The sequence below is a fragment of the Cupriavidus sp. 05T41 genome, assembly GCF_056396525.1.
Map to the genome: position 1 here is coordinate 1 of NZ_JBFTLQ010000022.1, position 18,134 is coordinate 18,134.

Consider the following 18,134-nt stretch of genomic DNA (forward strand, 5'->3'; position numbering starts at 1 on the left):
CGCCACGGGCGGCGCGCGCGCAGCGCGGCCCACGCCGCCGATGCGCCCAGCGTGCGGTGCGCGGCCGACAGCGCGTCGCCACCGAGGCCGCGGAAATAGCCGCTGCCGTCGAGCCGCTCATACGCATACGAGGCCAGCTCCGCTTCCGCGCCAAGGTCGCCGATCTGGCGGGCCGCGCGCGAGGTCCAGTAAGGCACCAGGCGGATGTGTTCCCAGTCCGACGGGGGCAGCCGGCCCGGCGTGTTCCACAAGCGGTTGGGCAGCGCGGCGCGGCCCATGCCGTGGATCAGGCCGGCGCGGTGCAGCCGCGCCTGCAGCCCGGCATCGAGCCCCTGCAGCGCGGCGCTCGCACGCGCCAGCTCCGCCACCTGCCGCGAGTACCCGGTCATCCACGGCAGCTTGAGATCGATGACGTCGGCGATCACGGTCAGGCGGACTTCCTCCGCGGCGGGCATGCCGGGCACGCCGGGCGCCTCGCCGTCCAGCTCAGCCAGCCAGTCGCGCGCGCGGCGGCGCAGCGGCTCCACCAGCGCGTCCGGATACTTGCGATTGCCCGCCGCCGCGATGCGCGCCAGCGCGCCATCGAGGCCGTGGGCGCGGCTGAGGATCTCCAGGTCGCTGGCCAGCGCCACGTGATAGACCAGCTCCGGCACCTCCGGATGCCGGAGCCCGCCGGGCATGCCGCTGCCGTCGTAGGTCTCGAAGATATTGCGCAGCCCGTGCTCCACCTCGCCGCGCATGCCCAGCATGGCCGCGATCTCGCCCGACACCTCGCAGTGGATTTCCGCCAGCGGGACGATGTCGCGCTGCTGCGCGTGGCTGAGCGCGGGCAAGGTCTGCGTGAGCATGGCATCGCGGCCGCCCACGTCGTCGCCGAGGAGCGCCTCGAAGCCGGCCGCGTTGGCGGTGCAGCCCGACCAGCGCAGCAGCGCCACCTGCTGCGCCGCGCTGCTGCCGGACGCGCCGCAGCCTGCCAGCGCGGCGAGCTGCGCGGCCAGCCACGCGGTACGCGGCGAGTGGTCGGTCGGCCGGCCCATGCTCAGGTCGCCGATAAAGGCCAGAGCCAGAATGGCGTCGCGGACCGGCACGGTGTCTGGGCTTTGCATGTGGCGTTCGGTAATGGTTGCGAGCGGTTGCGAGCGGTTGCGGACGGCTGCGGGCGACTGCGGCGAAACAGGCAGGATAGCCGGGAATGCCCGGATGACGAATGGGAACACAAAAGCACACGGCGGCGTCGCCAGGGGTCGGTTAATCGACCGATCCCCGCCGGCGGCGCAATTCCGGATACTGGGCTCCAGTCACATACCCCGTGCCGAGCAACCAACCGGAGATCCTCCATGCTGCATCGTAAAACCATTTCGCTTGCCCTAGGCGCCCTGGCGCTGGCCGCCGGCACCTTCGCCCACGCCGCCGCGCCCGCCGGCCAGGCCCCCGCGGTCGTGCTCGTGCATGGCGCCTTCGCCGACGGCTCGGACTGGGCCAAGGTGATCCCGCTGCTGCAAGCCAAAGGCATCAAGGTGCAGGCCGTGCAGAACGGCCTGAACTCGCTGCAGGACGATGTCGCCGCGACCCGCCGCGCCATCGACAGCCAGAAAGGCAAGGTGGTGCTGGTCGGCCACTCCTGGGGCGGCACCGTGATCACCGAGGCCGGCAACGACGACAAGGTGGCGGCGCTGGTGTACGTCGCCGCGTTCGCGCCCGACGCCGGCCAGTCCACCGAAGACGTCGGCAAGGGCTATCCCACGCCGCCGGGCATCAGCAAGCTGGTCGCCGATGCGCAAGGCTACCTGTCGCTGCCGCCCGAGGCGATGGCCCAGGACTTCGCGCAGGACGTGCCGGCCGCGCAGGCGCGCGTCATGGCCGTCACGCAAGGTCCCATCCAGGCAAAGTCGTTCGGCGAGAAGGTCACCACGGCCGCGTGGACCACCCGCCCCTCCTGGTACATCGTCAGCGAGAAGGACCGCATGATCCAGCCGGACCTCGAACGCGCGATGGCCAGGAAGATCGGCGCCAAGGTCACGAGCCTGCCGAGCAGCCACGTGCCGCAGCAGTCACGGCCGGCCGACGTGGCCAGGGTCATCCTCGACGCCGTCCAGGCCAGCGCGCAATAAGCGCCCTGGCACCCGCACATCGGCAACGGTGCCGGCCGTCGTGGCGACTGGCGCCGCGCCCGGCCGCGTGACAAGATACCTGCCTCTTCACCGAAGCGGCGCGCATCTTGTCGCGCGGCATGGGCATGGGCATGGAACAAGTGATATTTCGGGCGGCGGTGGCGGACGACCTCCCCGCCATCGTCGGATTGCTGGCCGACGATGCACTCGGCAGCCAGCGCGAAACCGTCGGCTCGCCGCTGGACGAGCGCTACCTGCGCGCCTTCGCGGCGATCGAGGCCGACCCCAACCAGCGCCTCGTGGTCGCGGTCCACGCCGGCATGGTGGTCGGCACGCTGCAGCTATCGTTTATCCCGGGCATCGCGCGCCGGGGTGCATGGCGCGGACAGATCGAAGCGGTGCGGGTCGCCGCGGCCCAGCGCAGCACGGGCCTGGGACAGAGGATGTTCGAATGGGCGATCGGCCAATGCCGCTCGCGTGGCTGCTCGCTGGTGCAACTCACCACGGACAAGGGCCGTCCGGATGCGCACCGTTTCTACGAGAGGCTGGGTTTCGTGGCCAGCCACGAGGGCTACAAGCTCAGCCTGTGACGCGGGGACCGGACAGCCACGCCCGCAGCGCCTGCCAGGCACGCAGTTTCTCCGCATAGGCCAGCGTGTAGGCGGGACTGCTGGAGGGCAGCTTGACGATGTGATGCCGCGCGGCATGCTGGTCGAGCGCCCTGGCGCCGATGCGCGCGGCCGTGCCGCCATTGAAGGCGATGACTTCGAGACCGGGGAGCGAGGCGACAAGGCCGGGCAGGTCGTTGCCGGCGTGGTCGCGTATGTTGCTGTCGAGGCTGCCCTCGCGGCGCGCTTCGGCCACCACGTCCCACAGGCCGATACGGTGGGCCAGCAGCGTGCGCAGGCGCGCAGCGTAGTCCATCCCCACCAGGTCCTCGCCGATGACCGCGCCGGTCAGGTGCCAGAAACGGTTCTGCCGGTGCGCGTAATACTGGCTCTGCGCAAGCGACACCTCGCCGGGCAGGCTGCCAAGGATCAGCACCCGAGTGTCGGCGTCGACCACGGGCGGGAAGCAGCGCTTGAGCGCCATTGTCTGTTCTTCGTCTACGGCCATGTTCGGCACCGCCCTCCCCCGCGAGCGGGAGAGGGCGGCCAGCCCCCGGTCAGGATCGGAGCCGTGCTCAGGCCAGCAGCTTGTTGATCCGGCGCACGTAGGCCGACGGATCTTCCAGCGTGCCGCCTTCGGCCAGCAAGGCCTGGTCGAACAGCACATGCACGCGGTCGCCGAAGGCCTCGTCGGCGGGGCCGGCCTCGGCCAGCGCGCGCAGCTTCTGCACCAGCGCGTGGTCCGGGTTCAGCTCCAGGATCGGCTGGGCGTCGGGCGCCTTCTGGCCGGCCTGCTTGAGCAGGCGCTGCAGGTAGCCGCTCATGTCGCCTTCGTCCGACACCAGGCACGATGCGGACTCGGTCAGGCGCAGCGTCACGCGCACGTCCTTGGCCTTGCCGTCGAGCACGGTCTTGGCGCGTTCGAGCACTTCCTTCCAGTCGCCTTCGGCCTTCTCCTGCTCAGCCTTCTCGCCGGCATCGGCCAGCGCGCCGAGCTCGAGGTCGCCGCGTGCCACCGACACCAGTTCCTTGCCGTCGAACTCGCGCAGGAAGGACAGCATCCATTCGTCCACGCGGTCGGTCAGCAGCAGCACTTCGATGCCCTTCTTGCGGAACACTTCCAGGTGCGGGCTCGACTTGGCCGCGGCCCAGCTGTCGGCCGTGACGTAGTAGATCTTGTCCTGGCCTTCCTTCATGCGGCCCACGTAGGCAGCCAGCGCCACCTTCTGCTCGGCGCTGTCCTCATGGGTGGAAGCGAAGCGCAGCAGCTTGGCGACACGCTCGAGGTTGCCGGCGTCTTCTCCCAGGCCTTCCTTGAGCACCTGGCCGAACTGCTGCCAGAAGGTGTCGTACTTGGCGCGTTCGGCTTCGTCCTCGCTGTCGGCCAGCGTCTCCAGCATCGACAGCACGCGCTTGGTGCAGCCTTCGCGGATGGCCTTCACGTCGCGGCTTTCCTGCAGCAGTTCGCGCGACACGTTGAGCGGCAGGTCGGCCGAATCCACCACGCCCTTGACGAAGCGCAGGTAGGACGGCAGCAGTTGCTCGGCCTCGTCCATGATGAAGACGCGCTTCACGTAGAGCTTGAGGCCACCCTTGTGGTTGCGGTCGAACATGTCGAACGGCGCGCGCGCCGGCACGTACAGCAGCTGGGTATATTCGCTGCGGCCTTCGACGCGGTTGTGGGTCCACGCCAGCGGGGCCTGGTTGTCGTGCGAGATGTGCTGGTAGAAGGCGGTGTACTGCTCGTCGGTGATGTCCGACTTGGAACGCGTCCACAGGGCGCTGGCCTGGTTGACGCTCTCCCACTCGCCGGTTTCCTTGTACGCGCTGGTCTCGGCATCCCACACTTCCTTGGGCATGCGGATCGGCAGCGAGATATGGTCGGAGTACTTCTGGATGATGCCCTTGATCTTCCACCCCGAGAGGAAATCGTCCTCGCCTTCGCGCAGGTGCAGCGTGATGGTGGAGCCGCGCTCGGCGCGGTCGATGGCATCCACGCTGAACTCGCCGTCGCCGGCGCTTTCCCAGCGCACCGCCTCGCTGGCGGGCAAGCCCGCGCGGCGCGTTTCCACCGTGACCTTGTCGGCCACGATAAAGGCCGAGTAGAAGCCCACGCCGAACTGGCCGATCAGCGCGGCGTCCTTCTGCTGGTCGCCGGAGAGCTGCTGGAAGAATTCCTTGGTGCCCGAGCGGGCGATGGTGCCGAGGTTGCGGATGGCCTCGTCGCGGCTCATGCCGATGCCGTTGTCGGTGATCTTCAGCGTGCGGGCCTTGGCGTCCGCCTCGATGCGGATGGCGAGGTCGGCGTCGTTCTCGAGCAGGGCCGGGTTGGCAATCGCCTCGAAGCGCAGCTTGTCAGTGGCATCCGAAGCATTCGAGATCAGCTCGCGCAGGAAGATTTCCTTGTTGCTGTACAGCGAGTGGATCATCAGGTGCAGCAATTGCTTCACTTCCGCCTGGAAGCTCATCGTCTCGTGCGGTGCGGTCATGGTTCTCCTCTTGGCAAACTTGGCTGAAACGAAAAATCTGGTTCTTGGCCGCGGCACATGGGCGCCGGGCCGTTGTCCCCAACATAGGGACGCGGGGCATGATTTTCAAGTGCAGCTAACGCCGCCCCAACTGACGCTCCAGGAAGGCCAGCATGTCCGGATCCTGGCTGCTGGCCACGTTGAAGCGCATCCAGCCCGACGGCATCTGGGACGGCGAGAACAGGCTGCCCGGCGCGAACAGGTAGCCTTCCTCGTGCCCGGCGGTGGCGATGGCGTTGGTGTCGCGCCCGGTATCCGCCCACAGGTACATGCCGGCATGCTGTCCCGGGAACAGGGTCAGGCCGAGGCGCTCCAGCGTACGGCGGGTGTCGTCGCGGGCGCGGTCCAGCCTGGTGCGCACCCGCTCCACATGCTTGCGGTAATGGCCCTCGGTAAGCACCTTGTAGAGCACGCGCTCGTTGATTTCCGGCGAGGCCAGGCCGGCCAGCAGCTTGCTGTCGGTCAGGTTGGCGGCGATCTCCGGGTGCGCGGCGATAAAGCCCACGCGGAGGTTGGCGGCCAGCGTCTTGGAGAAGCTGCCCAGGTAGATCACCCGGCGCAACTGGTCGAGGCTGGCCAGCCGCGTGGCGGCATGGCCGGGCGGGCACAGGTCGCAGTAGATATCGTCCTCGACGATCAGCAGGTCGTACTGCTCGGCCAGGCGCAGCAACTGGAAGGCCTTGGCGGCCGACAGCGAGGTCCCGGTGGGGTTGTGCAGCACCGAGTTGATCACCATCAGGCGGGGGCGGCGTGCCTGCAGGATGCGCTCCAGCGCCTCCAGGTCCGGACCTTCGGCGGTATAGGGCATGCCGATCAGCTGCGCGCCCTGCGCGGCGAAGCGGCCGAACATCACGAACCAGGCCGGGTCGCCCACCAGCACCGCGTCGCCGGCGCGCAGGTAGAGCCGGGCGATCAGGTCCAGCGCCTGGGTGATGCCCGAGGTCAGCACGATCTGCTCGGGCACGGCACCGATCTCCAGCTCGGCCAGGCGGTTGCGCAGTTGCTGGCGCAGCGGCAGGAAACCCTGCGGCGTGCCGCTGACCAGGAAATGGCTGCCCGGCTGGCGGCCCAGCCCGCGCAGCGCGCTGGCGATCAGCTCGCCGTCGAGCCAGTCGTTGGGCAGGAAGCCCATGCCGGGCGATTTGTGGGGCTCGCTCGAGTGGAACATGCTGCGCAGCAGCCAGGTCACGTCGATATTGCGCGACCCGGTGGCCACCGGCGCCACGGCTGGCGCCTGCGGGGTGCGCTCGCGCACGTAGAAACCCGAGCCGCGGCGCGATTCCAGGTAGCCCAGCGCCACCAGCCGCTCGTAGGCCTCCACCACGGTGAAGCGGGAGATGCCCTTTTCCTGCGCCAGCTGGCGGATCGAGGGCATGCGCATGCCGGCGCGGAAGATGCGCTCGTCGATGCGCAGCCGGGCCCACTCCGTGAGCTGCTCGACCAGCGTCATCTGCGCCGACGGCACCGGGCTGGGCATGCGTTCGGTCGGCGGCGCCACCAGGCGCAGGGCGCGCGCCGGCTCGGCCGCAACCGCGCCGGCAACGCCGCCTGCCTTATCCTTGAGGCCGGGCGCGGCCAGATCCTCGCTGTTCATATCCTGCTCCCGCCACTGTACTGTGAATGATCTGCATAACTGTATAGGTACTGTACCGACAACCTTGTCTACCATCAACACACAATGCCGCTAGCTCTCGACCATCTCGTGATCGCCGCCCCCACGCTTGACGCGGGCGCGCGGCATGTCGCCGATCTGCTGGGCGTGCCGGTGCAGCCAGGCGGCGCGCATCCCGGCATGGGCACGCACAACCGCCTGCTCAGGCTGTCGGGCAGCGTCTACCTGGAAGTCATCGCCATCGACCCCGAGGCTCCGCCTCCCGGCCGGCCGCGCTGGTTTGGACTGGATTCCGAGGCGGTGCAGGCCCGCCTGCGCAACGGGCCCTTCCTGCTGCACTGGGCGGCCCGGGTGGAGCGCCCGACCGATCTGTCGTTGTGGCAGTCGCAATATCCCGCGCGTATCGCGCCGGCGATTCCGATGACCCGCGGCGACCTGCGCTGGCGCATCACCGTGCCGGAGGACGGCAGCCTGCCGTCCTGGCCGGCCGGCGATGACGGCCCGGCCGTGGCCGGAGACGGCGTGCTGCCCACCCTGATCCAGTGGGACGTGCCGACCCACCCGTGCGCGCGGCTGCCCGACCAGGGCCTGGCGCTGCGCGCGCTGCGCGGACGGCATCCGCAGGCAGCGCGGCTCGGGCCGGCCATGCAATGGCTCGGCGGCGGGCTGCTCGCGCTGGAAAGCGCGGACATGGCCGAGCTGAGCGCGGAGATAGAGACGCCGGACGGCGTACGCACGCTGCGCTGACGCGCCGCGCCGCGCCGCAGCCGGCGAAGGCGGCAAGCAGGACCGCATTCACGACAAGAACGACAAGAACGACAAGAACAGTAACCGCAGGAGACTTCAGCAATGTCCGCCACCCGCAAGCGCTTCGACGACGACGCCTATCTTGGCAGCTGCACGGCCACCGTGGTCGCAGTGCATGCCGACGGCATCGAACTCGACCAGACCGTGTGCTACGCCCGCAGCGGCGGCCAGGCGGGGGATACCGGCACGCTCAGGCTGGCCAACGGCGCCACCATCGCCCTGCTCGAGACGATCCATGCGCCGGACCGCAGCCATATCCTGCATGTGCCGGCCCCGGGCGCCGCGCTGCCCGCGCCGGGCGACATCGTCGCCGTCGCCATCGACTGGGAGCGCCGCCACCGCCTGATGCGCCTGCACACCTGCCTGCACCTGCTGGGCTCGCTGATCCCGGTGCCGGTGACCGGCTGCGGCATCTCGCCGGATTCGGCGCGCATCGACTTCGACCTGCCCGAATCCACGCTCGACAAGAGCGTGCTCACCGAGCAGCTCAACGCCCTCATCACGGCCGACAGCCAGGTCCGCGTCGAGCGCATCACGCCCGAGGAACTGGCGGCGCAGCCCGAGCTGGTGCGCACCGTGGGCGCGGCGCCGCCGGCCGGCAGCGGCGCCATCCGCATCATCGAGATCCCCGGCGTGGACCGCCAGCCCTGCGGCGGCACCCATGTGGCCGCCACCGGCGAGATCGGCGCGGTGGTGGTGACCAAGATCGAAAAGAAAAGCCGCACCAACCGCCGCGTGGTGGTGCAGTTCGCGGCATGACGGGCGCGCTCGCAGGCCCGGCCTTGCTGACCGGGCTGTCCATGGCGCAGTTCGCCGCGCTGCTCACGCTGCTGGCGGTGGGCGCCTTCACGCCCGGCCCCAACACCACCATCGCCGCCGTCACCGGCGCCAACTTCGGCCTGCGCGCCACGCTGCCGCATTGCGTGGGCGTGGCCTTCGGCTTTGCCAGCATCGTGGCCCTGTGCGCCACCGGCGTTGGCGCGCTGGTGCTGGCGAGCCCCGCGCTGGGGCTGCTGGTGCACGCGGCCGGCGTGCTGTACCTGCTGTGGCTGGCACTGCGTCTTGCGCGCAGCACCGTGCTGAGCGACAAGCAGGTGCTGCGGCCGCTTTCCGTGTGGCAGTCGGTGATCCTGCAGTACGCCAATATCAAGGCGTGGATGCTGGCGCTGGCCACCGCCGCCTCGTACATGGCCGGCGCGCAGTCGCCGCTGCAGCGCGTGCTGCTGATGTGCGCGGTGTTCGGCGTGTTCGGCTTTCTCAGCAACGGTCTCTACGGCGCGATCGGCGCCAGCCTGCGGCACTGGCTGCAGGTGGGTAACCGCATCCGCTGGTTCAACCGCGCGATGGGCCTGTCGCTGGCCCTGACCGCCCTGTGGATCGCGCTGTCCGGCGGCCCCGCTTCTCACTGACGCACAACCATGGCTGCCAACCCTTCTTCCCTGCCACGCCTCGACGCAACCGCGCAGGCCACCCACGGCGGCGGCATGCTGCTGGGCCTGGTCGGCGTGGTCATATTCAGCCAGACCCTGCCCTTCACCCGCATGGCGGTGGCGGAGCTGGACGCTACCTTCGTGGCGCTGGGGCGCGCCGTGGTGGCAACCCTGCCGGCGCTGGCACTGCTGTGGCAGCGCGGCGCCTTCGCCGCCGCGCGCCGCCCGCGCGGCAACCAGTGGTGGCGCCTGGGGGTGACGGCGCTGGGCGTGGTGGTCGGTTTCCCGCTGTTTTCCTCGCTCGCCATGCGCGAAGTGCCGGCCGGGCATGGCGCCATCATCACCGGCCTGCTGCCGCTGGCTACCGCGGTGTTTGCCGCCTGGTTCGGCCGCGAGCGTCCCTCGCCGGCGTTCTGGCTGGCGGCGGCGGCCGGCAGCGCGCTGGTGGTCGCCTTTGCCTTGTGGCAGGGTGCCGGCGGGCTGCAGCACGCGGACTGGCTGCTGTTCGCCGCCATGGTGCTGGGCGCGCTGGGCTATGCCGAAGGCGGCAAGCTGTCGCGCGAGCTGGGCGGGCTGGAAACCATCAGCTGGGCGCTGGCGGTGGCGTTGCCATTGCTGCTGCCGGTGGTGGCCTGGCTGGCGCTGACGCATGCCGGCCAGATCGCCGCCGCCTCGCCGCGCGCCTGGCTCGGCGTGGGCTATGTGTCGGTGTTCTCGATGTTCATCGGCTTCCTGTTCTGGTACGCCGGCCTCGCAAAAGGCGGCGTCGCCCGCGTGGGCCAGATACAATTGCTGCAGCCGTTCCTCACGCTGGCGGGCGGCGCCCTGTTGCTGGCCGAGCCGCTCGACGCCGTCACCCTCGCTTTCGCGGTGGCGGTGATCGGCGTGGTGGCCCTGGGCCGCCGCACCGCCGTGCGCAGCGCCCCCGCGGGCACCGCGCCCGCCGTCGAAGAACCCCACCCCATCCCTACGGGACGACCCCACTGACAGGAGACCCTATGTCCGTCTACGACACCCTTGCCCGCCTTGGCATCGAACTGCCCACCGCCGGCGCCCCCGCCGCGGCCTATGTGATGGCCGCCCAGACCGGCAACACCGTGTTCCTTTCGGGGCACATCGCACGCAAGGACGGCAAGCCTTGGGCAGGCAAGCTCGGCAAGGACCTCGCCACCGAAGACGGCAAGGCCGCCGCGCGCGCCATTGCCGTGGACCTGCTGGCCACGCTGCATGGCCACCTCGGCGGCGACCTGAACCGCGTCACCCGCATCGTCAAGGTGATGAGCCTGGTCAACTCCACCCCGGAATTCACCGAGCAGCACCTGGTGACCAACGGCGCCTCGGAATTCCTCGTGGAAGTCTTCGGCGACGCCGGCAAGCATGCCCGCAGCGCCTTCGGCGTGGCGCAGATCCCGCTGGGCGCGTGCGTCGAGATCGAGATGATCGTCGAAGTCAAGTAAGCGCCGCGGCCATCCGTGGCCGCATGCAGAACCCGCGCAGCCGGCCCGCCGGCTGCAAGGCAGAACAGAACAGAACGGAACGACAGGATTCACGCCCCGCCCCATGCGTATCGACAACCTGCCCTTCGGCACCACCGACTGGTCCGGGATCGCCCCGACCCGCCACCCCGGCGATTCCGGGGAAGCCCTCTGGCGCACCCGCCAGTTCGGCGATATCCGGGTTCGCATGGTGGAGTATTCTGCCGGTTACCTCGCCGATCACTGGTGCACCAAGGGCCACATCCTGTTTGTACTGGAAGGCGAGCTGCATACCGAGCTGGAAGACGGCCGGCAGTTCGTGCTCCGCGCTGGCACGAGCTACCAGGTTGCCGACCATGCCGAGCCGCACCGTTCGTCCACGCCGACCGGCGCGCGGCTTTTTATCGTTGACTGAGTCGAGAGCGCTCGACTCCCATACCAAGAGACCATCATGAACTGGGCCATCTCCCGCCGGGCACAACAGCTGACCAGCTCGGCCATCCGCGAAATCCTGAAAGTCACCGAGCGTCCGGAAGTCATTTCCTTCGCCGGCGGCCTGCCCTCGCCGGCCACGTTCCCGGTAGCGGCCATGGAACAGGCGGTAGCCCGGATCTTCGCCGACAACCCGCAGGCCGCGCTGCAGTACGCCGCCACCGAAGGCTACATGCCGCTGCGCGAGTTCATCGCCAGGCGTCACAACGTGGGCGTGGAACGCGTGCTGATCACCACCGGCTCCCAGCAGGCGCTGGACCTGATCGCCAAGGTGATGATCGACCCGGGCAGCCCGGTGCTGGTGGAGACGCCCAGCTACCTCGGCGCGCTGCAGGCGTTTTCGCTGTTCGAGCCGGAATTCGTCTCGGTGCCGGGCGACGACAAGAGCCTGCTGCCCGAAGCGCTCACGCCCGAGCTGACCGCCGGCGCGCGCTTCCTGTACGCCCTGCCCAACTTCCAGAATCCCACCGGCCGCCGCATGCCGCTGGAGCGCCGCCAGGCGCTGGTGGCGCGCGCGCGCGAACTGGGCGTGCTGCTGGTCGAGGACGATCCCTACGGCGAGCTGAGCTACCGCGGCGACCAGCTGCCGAGCCTGCTGTCGATGAACCCGGACGGCGTGATCTACATGGGCTCGTTCTCCAAGATCCTCGCGCCCGGCCTGCGCCTGGGCTACGTGATCGCCCCGCCCGACCTGCACTTCAAGCTGTGCCAGGCCAAGCAGGCCTCGGACCTGCACACGCCCAGCTTCACGCAGCGCCTGGCCTACGAGGTGGTGCGCGACGGCCTGCTGGACACCCACATCCCCACCATCCGCACGCTGTATGCCGCGCAATGCCAGGCCATGCTGGATTCGCTCGCGCGCCACATGCCCGAAGGCGTGACCTGGAACGCGCCGGAAGGCGGCATGTTCATCTGGATGGAGCTGCCCGAAGGGCTGGACAGCATGGAGATCCTGCAGGAGGCGGTCAGGCGCAACGTGGCCTACGTGCCGGGCGCGCCGTTCTACGCCAGCAATCCGCGCCGCAATGCGCTGCGCCTGGCCTTCGTCACGGTGGCGCCGGAGCGTATCGAGCAGGGCGTGGCCATCCTCGGCACGCTGTTCCGCGAAGCCATCGCCAAGCACGCGCCGCAGGCCAAGGCAGCCTGAGCCGGCTGAGCTGGCTGGCCGGCCGGGTCGCCCCGGCGGGCCACACCATGCAACACGGCTACATCTCCTGGCCGATACCTGGGCGGCGGGCTTCATGGCAAGATAACGGCCATCACCCGTTCGTCCGGGCCGGTCCGCGGCCCCCGCCAGAAGGAGGAGGTGTTCGTGCTGCGTATCTGGGGTCGACTCTCATCGATCAACGTGCAGAAAGTGGTCTGGTGCGCGCGCGAGCTGCATCTGGACCATGAGCGCATCGACATCGGCATCCGCGAGGGCGACCTCGACACCGAGGCCTACGTGCGGCTCAACCCGAACCGGCAGATCCCGGTGATCGAGGATTTCCGCGGCACCGACCTGGGCGGCGAGCCCTTCGTGCTGTGGGAGTCCAATGCCATCGTGCGCTACCTGTGCGCGCATGACGGCGACGACTCGCTGTGGCCCGGCAACGTCAAGGCGCGCGCCCTGGCCGACCGCTGGATGGACTGGCAGACCAATGCCTTCAGTCCCGCCATGGTAGACGCCTTCCGCCAGCTCGTGCGGGTGCCGGCCGGGCAACGCGACCAGGCCCTGGTCGCCCGCTCCCTCGAACGCACCGAACCGCTCGCGGCCCGTCTCGACGAAGCCCTGGCCGACCGCGAATTCATCTGCGGCGACCGCTTCACCATGGCCGATATCCCGCTGGCCTGCTCGGCGCACCGCTGGCTTGGCATGCCGGCGCCGCGCCAGCCGCGCCCTCACCTCGAACGCTGGGTGGCCGCCATGCGCGCCCGGCCCGCCGCGGCGGGCATCCTCGTCCTGCCGCTGGCCTGAGGTGAGGCCGGCCCGGCTTATTTGCCGTGGCGCCCGCCCGATACCGCGGCGAGCACGCCCAGTCCGATCAGCGCCCCGCCCGTCACATAGCGGCCAACGGCATTTGCGCCGCGAGCGCGCGCCAGCAGCGGCAGCACCGCCGCCGCGGCCAGCACGTAGCAGCAATCGGTGAAGGACGCGACCAGCACGAAGATGCCGCCCAGCGCCATGCTCTGCTGCAGCGCGGGCGCGGCCGGGTCCATGAACTGCGGCAGGAAAGCGGCAAAGAACAGGGTCGTCTTCGGGTTGAGCATGGCCACCACCATGCCGTCGCGGAACACCTTGCCGAGGCTGGCCGCCGGTGCCTGCCCGGCGGCGTCATCCGCCGGGCGCGCGCGCAGGGCCCGCACGCCAAGGTAGACGAGATAGGCCGCGCCTGCGTACTTGACCACGGCAAACGCGAGCGCCGACACCGCGAACAGTGCCGCCAGCCCCAGCGCCGCCGCCAGCGCATTGACCAGGTTGCCCAGCGCCACGGCGGCCACGGAGGCCAGGCCGCTGCGCCGGCCTTGCGACAGGGTGCGCGTGACGATGTAGATCACCGCGGGCCCTGGCGTCAGCGCCAGCACCAGGCTGGCCAGGAGGAAGGCGGCGAACAACGCGCCGCCGGGAATGGCATGGTGCATGACAAAGCTCCTTCGGGATCGCGGGGGAATTGCGCCGCGCGGGACGAGCGTGCGAACGATCCGGGCATTCTGCCACCGGCCAGCCGTGGCGGGCATACATTTGCGGAACGGCACGTTTGGAGTAATCTGCCCTAGGTGCGGGTGTGCGCCAGCCTGCCCCCAGGCGAACCCTGATCCCTGAATCCGGCTCATGATGCTGGTGATCCGATTTAGGGCGGCGCGGCAGGAACCCATCCCTAAAATCCGAAGTTTGTCCGTTGCGCGCCCCGCAAGGACGCCAGGGCAAAAGCCAGAAGAGCCGAGAAATGGCAGGCCGGAGTAAAAGAAGAGAAAACCTGCCGCCCAACCCGAGGAGGATTCAATCGTGTGGAGTCAAATCTATGACCCGCTAGGCAGCATGGCGTTGTCCACGCTGGCTGCCGGGGTTCCCGTGGCCGTGCTGCTGGCGGCACTTGCCTTCTTTCATCTGCAGGCTCACCTGGCCGCCGGGCTGGCATTGGTGATTGGCGTGGTCATCGCCTCCGCCGTGTTCGGCATGCCGGCAGCCATGGCCGGCAAGGCGGCCGGACTCGGCATCGTCTCCGGCCTGTTCCCGATCGGCTGGATCGTTCTCAACATCATCTTCCTGCACCGGCTGACCACACTCAACGGGTCGTTCAAGGTGTTGCAGAACTCGATCTCCGGCATCACCGAAGACCGGCGCCTGCAACTGCTGCTGGTGGCCTTTAGCTTCGGGGCCTTCTTCGAAGGCGCGGCCGGCTTCGGCACGCCGGTGGCCGTGACCGGTGCCATCCTGATCGGCCTGGGCTTCTCGCCGCTGGCCGCATCAGGCCTGGCGCTGATCGCCAATACCGCGCCGGTGGCATTCGGCGCACTGGGCGCGCCGCTGATCGGCCTGGCTTCGGTCACCGGCCTGGACCTGCTGCACCTCTCGGCCATGGTCGGCCGCCAGTTGCCCTTCTTCTCGGTGCTGGTGCCGTTCTGGCTGATCTGGGCCTTCGCGGGATTCCGCGGCATGCTGGCGATCTGGCCCGCCATCCTGGTGGCCGGCGTCACCTTTGCCATTCCCCAGTTCCTGGTATCGAACTTCCATGGCCCGTGGCTGGTGGACGTGATCGCCGCGCTGATCTCGATGGCCTCGCTGACGCTCTTCCTGAAGGTCTGGAAGCCCAGGGAAATCTGGACCTCCACGCGGATCCTGGGCCGCCATGACGACTCCAAGGTCGACGACCCCGAAGCCGTGGCCGCGGAAGCGCGCGCCAGCGCCGCCTCCGTCGGCATCTCGGTGGTCAAGGCCTGGATGCCGTGGGTGATCCTGACCGTGTTCGTCTTCGTCTGGGGCATCCCGGAGTTCAAGAAGCTGATGGACGGCATCTGGCAATGGCGCTTCCCCATCCCCGGCCTCGACAAAGCCGTGCTCAAGGTACCTCCGGTGGTACCCAAGCCCACCGCCGAAGGCGCGGTGTTCGCCTTCAACGTGCTGTCGATGGCGGGCACCGGCATCCTGGCCTCGGCCTTGCTGGGCGGCCTGCTGATGGGCTACTCGGTGCCGCGCCTGTTCAAGGAGTACTGGGAAACCATCAAGCTGGTGAAGTATTCGCTGCTGACCATCTGCGCGATGTTCGGCATCGGCTACCTGACGCGCTATTCGGGCCTCGATGCCACCATGGGCCTGGCCTTCGCGCACACCGGCGTGCTCTACCCGCTGTTCGGCACCTTGCTGGGCTGGCTGGGCGTGGCGCTGACCGGGTCGGACACCGCGTCCAACGTCCTGTTCGGCGGCCTGCAGAAAACCACCGCGGAGCAGCTCGGCCTGTCGCCGGTCCTGATGGCCGCGGCCAACAGCTCAGGCGGCGTGATGGGCAAGATGATCGACGCGCAGTCCATCGTGGTGGCGTCCACCGCCACCAAGTGGTACGGGCACGAGGGCGAGATCCTGCGCTATGTGTTCTTCCACTCGATCTCGCTGGCGATCCTCGTCGGCCTGTTCATTACGCTGCAAGCGTATGTGCACCCGTTCACGCAGATGGTGATCCACTAGCGCGGCGCGGCATCCGGTTCGCTGCTGCAAAGGCAAAACCCCCGCTGTCGAAGGCGGGGGTTTTTGCTTTGGCGCGCGGTTCGGGGTCACGGGCCATCAGCCCGCCATCAACCTGTATGCCAGCCGCGCCGCTGCCCGCGCGCCGCAGGCATCGCGGTCATACAGCGGATTGAACTCCGCCAGATCCGCCACGCGCAGCTTGCCGCTGGCACGCGCGCATGCCACCACCGCCTCCACCACCGGCAGCGGTACGCCATACGCCGCGGGCGCCGACACCGCCGGCATCACCGCTGCGGGCAGCACGTCGAGATCGATGGTGAGGTAGACGTGGTCCACCGCGTCGATGCGTGCCTGCAGTTCGGCCAGCCGCGCATCGAGGTGCCGCTCCTGCATCTGCACGTCTTCGACGTAGTGCACGCCGAGCGCGTCAGCATGCGCGAACAGCGCGGCGGTATTGCCGAGACGGCTCACGCCGAGGCAGCTGTATTCGAAGCGCTGGCCGCGCGTGCGGCAAGCTTCGGCGATCTGGTCGAACGGCGTGCCCGAGCTGCCGGGACGGCCCGTGCGCAGGTCGAAATGCGCATCGAGGTTGATCACCAGCACGCGGCCGTTGTCGCCGCGCGCGTCGAGATGCGCGCGCAGGCCTTGCCACGTGCCCCAGGCAATCTCGTGGCCGCCGCCGAGCACCAGCGCGAAGGCGCCCTGCGCGAGTTCCGTGGCCACGGCCTGGGCCAGCGCCTGCTGCGCGGATTCGAGGTCGCCGTCGCTGCAGACGATATCGCCCGCATCATGGAACGCGGCGAGGCCGTGCGCCGGGATGCCGGCCAGCGCGCGGCGTATTTCGCGCGGGCCGCCGGCGGCGCCTGGCCGGCCCTGGTTGCGCAGCACGCCGGCGTCGCAGCAAAAGCCCAGCAACGCCGGCGCGCCGGCCACGCGCGCGCTGCCGCCGGTGCGCACCACATTGAACAGCCGCCGCGTGTCGCCACGCTCGTTGCCATCGGTGCGGCCGCGCCAGACAGCGCCGCCGCCTGCCGCCCCCGCCGCGTCCTGCGCCGGGCTCACCGAAGCCATCGGGTCCATCTCGCTCATGACTGCCTGCTCACTTCAGGCGCCGGCCCAGCGTTTCGGGCACCATCGCCAGGCCGATCAGCGAGACCAGGCCGCAGCCGATCACGTAGAAGGCCGGCGCATTGGGATTGGCCGTGAGATGGATCAGCTCGGTCGAGAAGAACTGCGCGAAGCCGCCGAAGATGGCGATGGCAATGCAATACGCAATCGACAGGCCGGTGGCGCGCAAGCGCTGCGGCAGCACTTCGCTGACCAGCACCATCGAGGCAGGCGAAGTCATCGACATCGGCACCGACAGGCAACCCACCACGATCAGCAGGCGTGTCAGGCTGGGCTCGGCATTGATCAGCACGAAGGCGGGATAGATCATCACCAGCAGGGCCACGCGCGACCACAGCACCACCGGGCGGCGGCCGAAGCGGTCGGCGAGCCAGCCCGCGAACGGCGACAGCACCACCTGCACGCCGGCCGCCACGCAGGCCGCCCAGATGCCCAGCGACAGCGGCATGTGCAGTTGCGAGACCGCGTAGTTGCTGAGGTAGTAGACGACGATATAGGTCGACGAAGCCACGCCGATCATCAGCAGCACGCTGGCCACCAGCGCGCGGCGATGCTCGCGCAGCAACTGCATGGACGAGCCGCGCTCCGATGCATTGGCCGCGGGCGCGGTCTCCTCCAGCCGGCGGCGGATCACCAGGCCCACCGGAATCACCAGGATGCCGATGGCGAAGGCCACGCGCCAGCCCCAGGCCTGCAGGTCGGCAGGATCGAGCACATTGCTCAGCAGCAGGCCGACCAGCGCGCCGAGCAGCGCCGCCAGGCCCTGGCTGAACGGCTGCCAGCTGGTGTAGAAGCCGCGCGAGCGATCGTCGGCGTATTCCAGCAGCAGCGCCGTGGAGGCCCCCATCTCGCCGCCGATGGCAAAGCCCTGCACCAGCCGCGCAAGCAGGATCAGCACCGGCGCCAGGATGCCGATCTGGGCATAGGTGGGCGTCACCACGAAGATCACCGCGCTCAGGCCCATCAGCCAGAGCGTCAGTGCCACCGCCGGCTTGCGCCCCACGCGGTCGGCGTACATGCCGATCACCAGGCCGCCCAGCGGGCGCATCAGGAAGCCCACCCCAAAGGTGGCGAAAGACAGCAGCAACTGGCCGGTGGCGTCGGCCACGGGGAAATACAGGCGGCCGATCAGCGTGGCGAAGAAGCTGTAGACCACGAAGTCGTAGAACTCCAGGCCGTTGCCGATGGTGATGGCGGCAATGGACTTGAACCTGGACAGCGGCGCGGGCGCGGCGCCGCTCAGGGCAGGCGCGACGGGGGCGGTGGTGTCGAAAGACATG

18 protein-coding genes are annotated in these 18,134 nt (G+C 69.2%); 11 read left to right on the forward strand and 7 right to left on the reverse strand.

Annotation, left to right across the window (positions count from 1 at the left end):
- On the reverse strand, positions 1–1,106 hold a 1,106-nt coding region (locus tag AC1DKV_RS14980; RefSeq protein ID WP_477137627.1), incomplete at its 3' end, for an HD-GYP domain-containing protein.
- A gap of 231 nt (positions 1,107–1,337) precedes the next feature.
- Here AC1DKV_RS14980 and AC1DKV_RS14985 point away from each other — a divergent pair.
- Together AC1DKV_RS14985 and AC1DKV_RS14990 are read left to right on the forward strand one after the other, a co-directional pair.
- Positions 1,338–2,111 carry an alpha/beta fold hydrolase gene (locus AC1DKV_RS14985; protein WP_441613062.1) on the forward strand — a complete coding sequence of 258 codons (774 nt, stop codon included), beginning with the start codon at positions 1,338–1,340 and terminating at the stop codon, positions 2,109–2,111.
- 125 nt (positions 2,112–2,236) lie between these two features.
- Positions 2,237–2,701, forward strand: a complete 465-nt coding sequence (locus AC1DKV_RS14990; protein WP_441613063.1) for a GNAT family N-acetyltransferase — start codon at positions 2,237–2,239, stop codon at positions 2,699–2,701.
- Here AC1DKV_RS14990 and AC1DKV_RS14995 read toward each other — a convergent pair.
- The 3 genes from AC1DKV_RS14995 to AC1DKV_RS15005 form a co-directional block, all read right to left on the reverse strand.
- A complete protein-coding gene (locus AC1DKV_RS14995; RefSeq protein WP_441613318.1) occupies positions 2,691–3,203 on the reverse strand; it encodes a DNA-deoxyinosine glycosylase in 513 nt (170 codons plus the stop codon). The genes AC1DKV_RS14990 and AC1DKV_RS14995 overlap by 11 nt on opposite strands.
- 91 nt (positions 3,204–3,294) lie before the next feature.
- A complete protein-coding gene (gene htpG, locus AC1DKV_RS15000; protein WP_441613064.1) occupies positions 3,295–5,208 on the reverse strand; it encodes a molecular chaperone HtpG in 1,914 nt (637 codons plus the stop codon).
- A 115-nt stretch (positions 5,209–5,323) separates the two neighbouring features.
- Positions 5,324–6,841 carry an aminotransferase-like domain-containing protein gene (locus AC1DKV_RS15005; RefSeq protein ID WP_441613065.1) on the reverse strand — a complete coding sequence of 506 codons (1,518 nt, stop codon included), beginning with the start codon at positions 6,839–6,841 and terminating at the stop codon, positions 5,324–5,326.
- An 84-nt stretch (positions 6,842–6,925) separates the two neighbouring features.
- On the opposite strand from AC1DKV_RS15005, the gene AC1DKV_RS15010 reads away from it, so the two are divergent.
- The 8 genes from AC1DKV_RS15010 (at position 6,926) to AC1DKV_RS15045 (ending at position 13,020) form a co-directional block, all read left to right on the forward strand.
- Positions 6,926–7,606 carry a VOC family protein gene (locus AC1DKV_RS15010; protein ID WP_441613066.1) on the forward strand — a complete coding sequence of 227 codons (681 nt, stop codon included), beginning with the start codon at positions 6,926–6,928 and terminating at the stop codon, positions 7,604–7,606.
- A 102-nt stretch (positions 7,607–7,708) separates the two neighbouring features.
- The gene (locus AC1DKV_RS15015) at positions 7,709–8,425 is read left to right on the forward strand and encodes an alanyl-tRNA editing protein (protein ID WP_441613067.1); all 717 of its coding nucleotides are present in this window, start codon (positions 7,709–7,711) and stop codon (positions 8,423–8,425) included.
- Entirely contained in the window at positions 8,422–9,075 is a 654-nt protein-coding gene (locus AC1DKV_RS15020; protein WP_441613068.1) for a LysE family translocator, read from the forward strand. Before AC1DKV_RS15015 ends, AC1DKV_RS15020 begins: the two co-directional genes overlap by 4 nt.
- Before the next feature lie 75 nt (positions 9,076–9,150).
- Positions 9,151–10,083 carry a DMT family transporter gene (locus AC1DKV_RS15025; protein ID WP_441613319.1) on the forward strand — a complete coding sequence of 311 codons (933 nt, stop codon included), beginning with the start codon at positions 9,151–9,153 and terminating at the stop codon, positions 10,081–10,083.
- 11 nt (positions 10,084–10,094) lie between these two features.
- Positions 10,095–10,553: a RidA family protein gene (locus AC1DKV_RS15030; RefSeq protein ID WP_441613069.1), complete on the forward strand. Its 459-nt coding sequence runs from the start codon at positions 10,095–10,097 to the stop codon at positions 10,551–10,553.
- A 103-nt stretch (positions 10,554–10,656) separates the two neighbouring features.
- Complete coding sequence (locus tag AC1DKV_RS15035) at positions 10,657–10,986, forward strand: DHCW motif cupin fold protein (RefSeq protein ID WP_441613070.1); 330 nt, start codon at positions 10,657–10,659, stop codon at positions 10,984–10,986.
- A 36-nt stretch (positions 10,987–11,022) separates the two neighbouring features.
- Positions 11,023–12,210, forward strand: coding sequence for an aminotransferase-like domain-containing protein (locus AC1DKV_RS15040; protein WP_441613071.1), 1,188 nt, complete (start codon positions 11,023–11,025; stop codon positions 12,208–12,210).
- Between the two features lie 165 nt (positions 12,211–12,375).
- Positions 12,376–13,020 (forward strand): glutathione S-transferase family protein, encoded by a 645-nt coding sequence (locus AC1DKV_RS15045; protein WP_441613072.1) that lies wholly within the window; start codon positions 12,376–12,378, stop codon positions 13,018–13,020.
- A gap of 17 nt (positions 13,021–13,037) precedes the next feature.
- Here the strand turns inward: AC1DKV_RS15045 and AC1DKV_RS15050 are convergent, their stop codons facing one another.
- Complete coding sequence (locus AC1DKV_RS15050) at positions 13,038–13,685, reverse strand: LysE family translocator (RefSeq protein WP_441613073.1); 648 nt, start codon at positions 13,683–13,685, stop codon at positions 13,038–13,040.
- Between the two features lie 364 nt (positions 13,686–14,049).
- Here AC1DKV_RS15050 and AC1DKV_RS15055 point away from each other — a divergent pair, with 364 nt between their 5' ends.
- The gene (locus AC1DKV_RS15055) at positions 14,050–15,726 is read left to right on the forward strand and encodes an L-lactate permease (protein ID WP_441613074.1); all 1,677 of its coding nucleotides are present in this window, start codon (positions 14,050–14,052) and stop codon (positions 15,724–15,726) included.
- A 96-nt stretch (positions 15,727–15,822) separates the two neighbouring features.
- Here the strand turns inward: AC1DKV_RS15055 and hutG are convergent, their stop codons facing one another.
- Positions 15,823–16,797, reverse strand: coding sequence for a formimidoylglutamase (gene hutG, locus AC1DKV_RS15060; RefSeq protein WP_441613320.1), 975 nt, complete (start codon positions 16,795–16,797; stop codon positions 15,823–15,825).
- A 28-nt stretch (positions 16,798–16,825) separates the two neighbouring features.
- Positions 16,826–18,133: an MFS transporter gene (locus tag AC1DKV_RS15065; protein WP_441613075.1), complete on the reverse strand. Its 1,308-nt coding sequence runs from the start codon at positions 18,131–18,133 to the stop codon at positions 16,826–16,828.
- Position 18,134: the final 1 nt, after the last annotated feature.

Excerpts from the sequence above, each read along its gene's own strand:
- AC1DKV_RS14985 (WP_441613062.1), top strand. The coding sequence starts at position 1,338 with ATGCTGCATCGTAAAACCATTTCGCTTGCCCTAGGCGCCCTGGCGCTG.
- AC1DKV_RS14990 (WP_441613063.1), top strand. The coding sequence starts at position 2,237 with ATGGGCATGGAACAAGTGATATTTCGGGCGGCGGTGGCGGACGACCTC.
- AC1DKV_RS14995 (WP_441613318.1), bottom strand. The coding sequence starts at position 3,203 with ATGGCGCTCAAGCGCTGCTTCCCGCCCGTGGTCGACGCCGACACTCGG.
- htpG (WP_441613064.1), bottom strand. The coding sequence starts at position 5,208 with ATGACCGCACCGCACGAGACGATGAGCTTCCAGGCGGAAGTGAAGCAA.
- AC1DKV_RS15005 (WP_441613065.1), bottom strand. The coding sequence starts at position 6,841 with ATGAACAGCGAGGATCTGGCCGCGCCCGGCCTCAAGGATAAGGCAGGC.
- AC1DKV_RS15010 (WP_441613066.1), top strand. The coding sequence starts at position 6,926 with ATGCCGCTAGCTCTCGACCATCTCGTGATCGCCGCCCCCACGCTTGAC.
- AC1DKV_RS15015 (WP_441613067.1), top strand. The coding sequence starts at position 7,709 with ATGTCCGCCACCCGCAAGCGCTTCGACGACGACGCCTATCTTGGCAGC.
- AC1DKV_RS15020 (WP_441613068.1), top strand. The coding sequence starts at position 8,422 with ATGACGGGCGCGCTCGCAGGCCCGGCCTTGCTGACCGGGCTGTCCATG.
- AC1DKV_RS15025 (WP_441613319.1), top strand. The coding sequence starts at position 9,151 with ATGCTGCTGGGCCTGGTCGGCGTGGTCATATTCAGCCAGACCCTGCCC.
- AC1DKV_RS15030 (WP_441613069.1), top strand. The coding sequence starts at position 10,095 with ATGTCCGTCTACGACACCCTTGCCCGCCTTGGCATCGAACTGCCCACC.
- AC1DKV_RS15035 (WP_441613070.1), top strand. The coding sequence starts at position 10,657 with ATGCGTATCGACAACCTGCCCTTCGGCACCACCGACTGGTCCGGGATC.
- AC1DKV_RS15040 (WP_441613071.1), top strand. The coding sequence starts at position 11,023 with ATGAACTGGGCCATCTCCCGCCGGGCACAACAGCTGACCAGCTCGGCC.
- AC1DKV_RS15050 (WP_441613073.1), bottom strand. The coding sequence starts at position 13,685 with ATGCACCATGCCATTCCCGGCGGCGCGTTGTTCGCCGCCTTCCTCCTG.
- hutG (WP_441613320.1), bottom strand. The coding sequence starts at position 16,797 with ATGGCTTCGGTGAGCCCGGCGCAGGACGCGGCGGGGGCGGCAGGCGGC.
- AC1DKV_RS15065 (WP_441613075.1), bottom strand. The coding sequence starts at position 18,133 with ATGTCTTTCGACACCACCGCCCCCGTCGCGCCTGCCCTGAGCGGCGCC.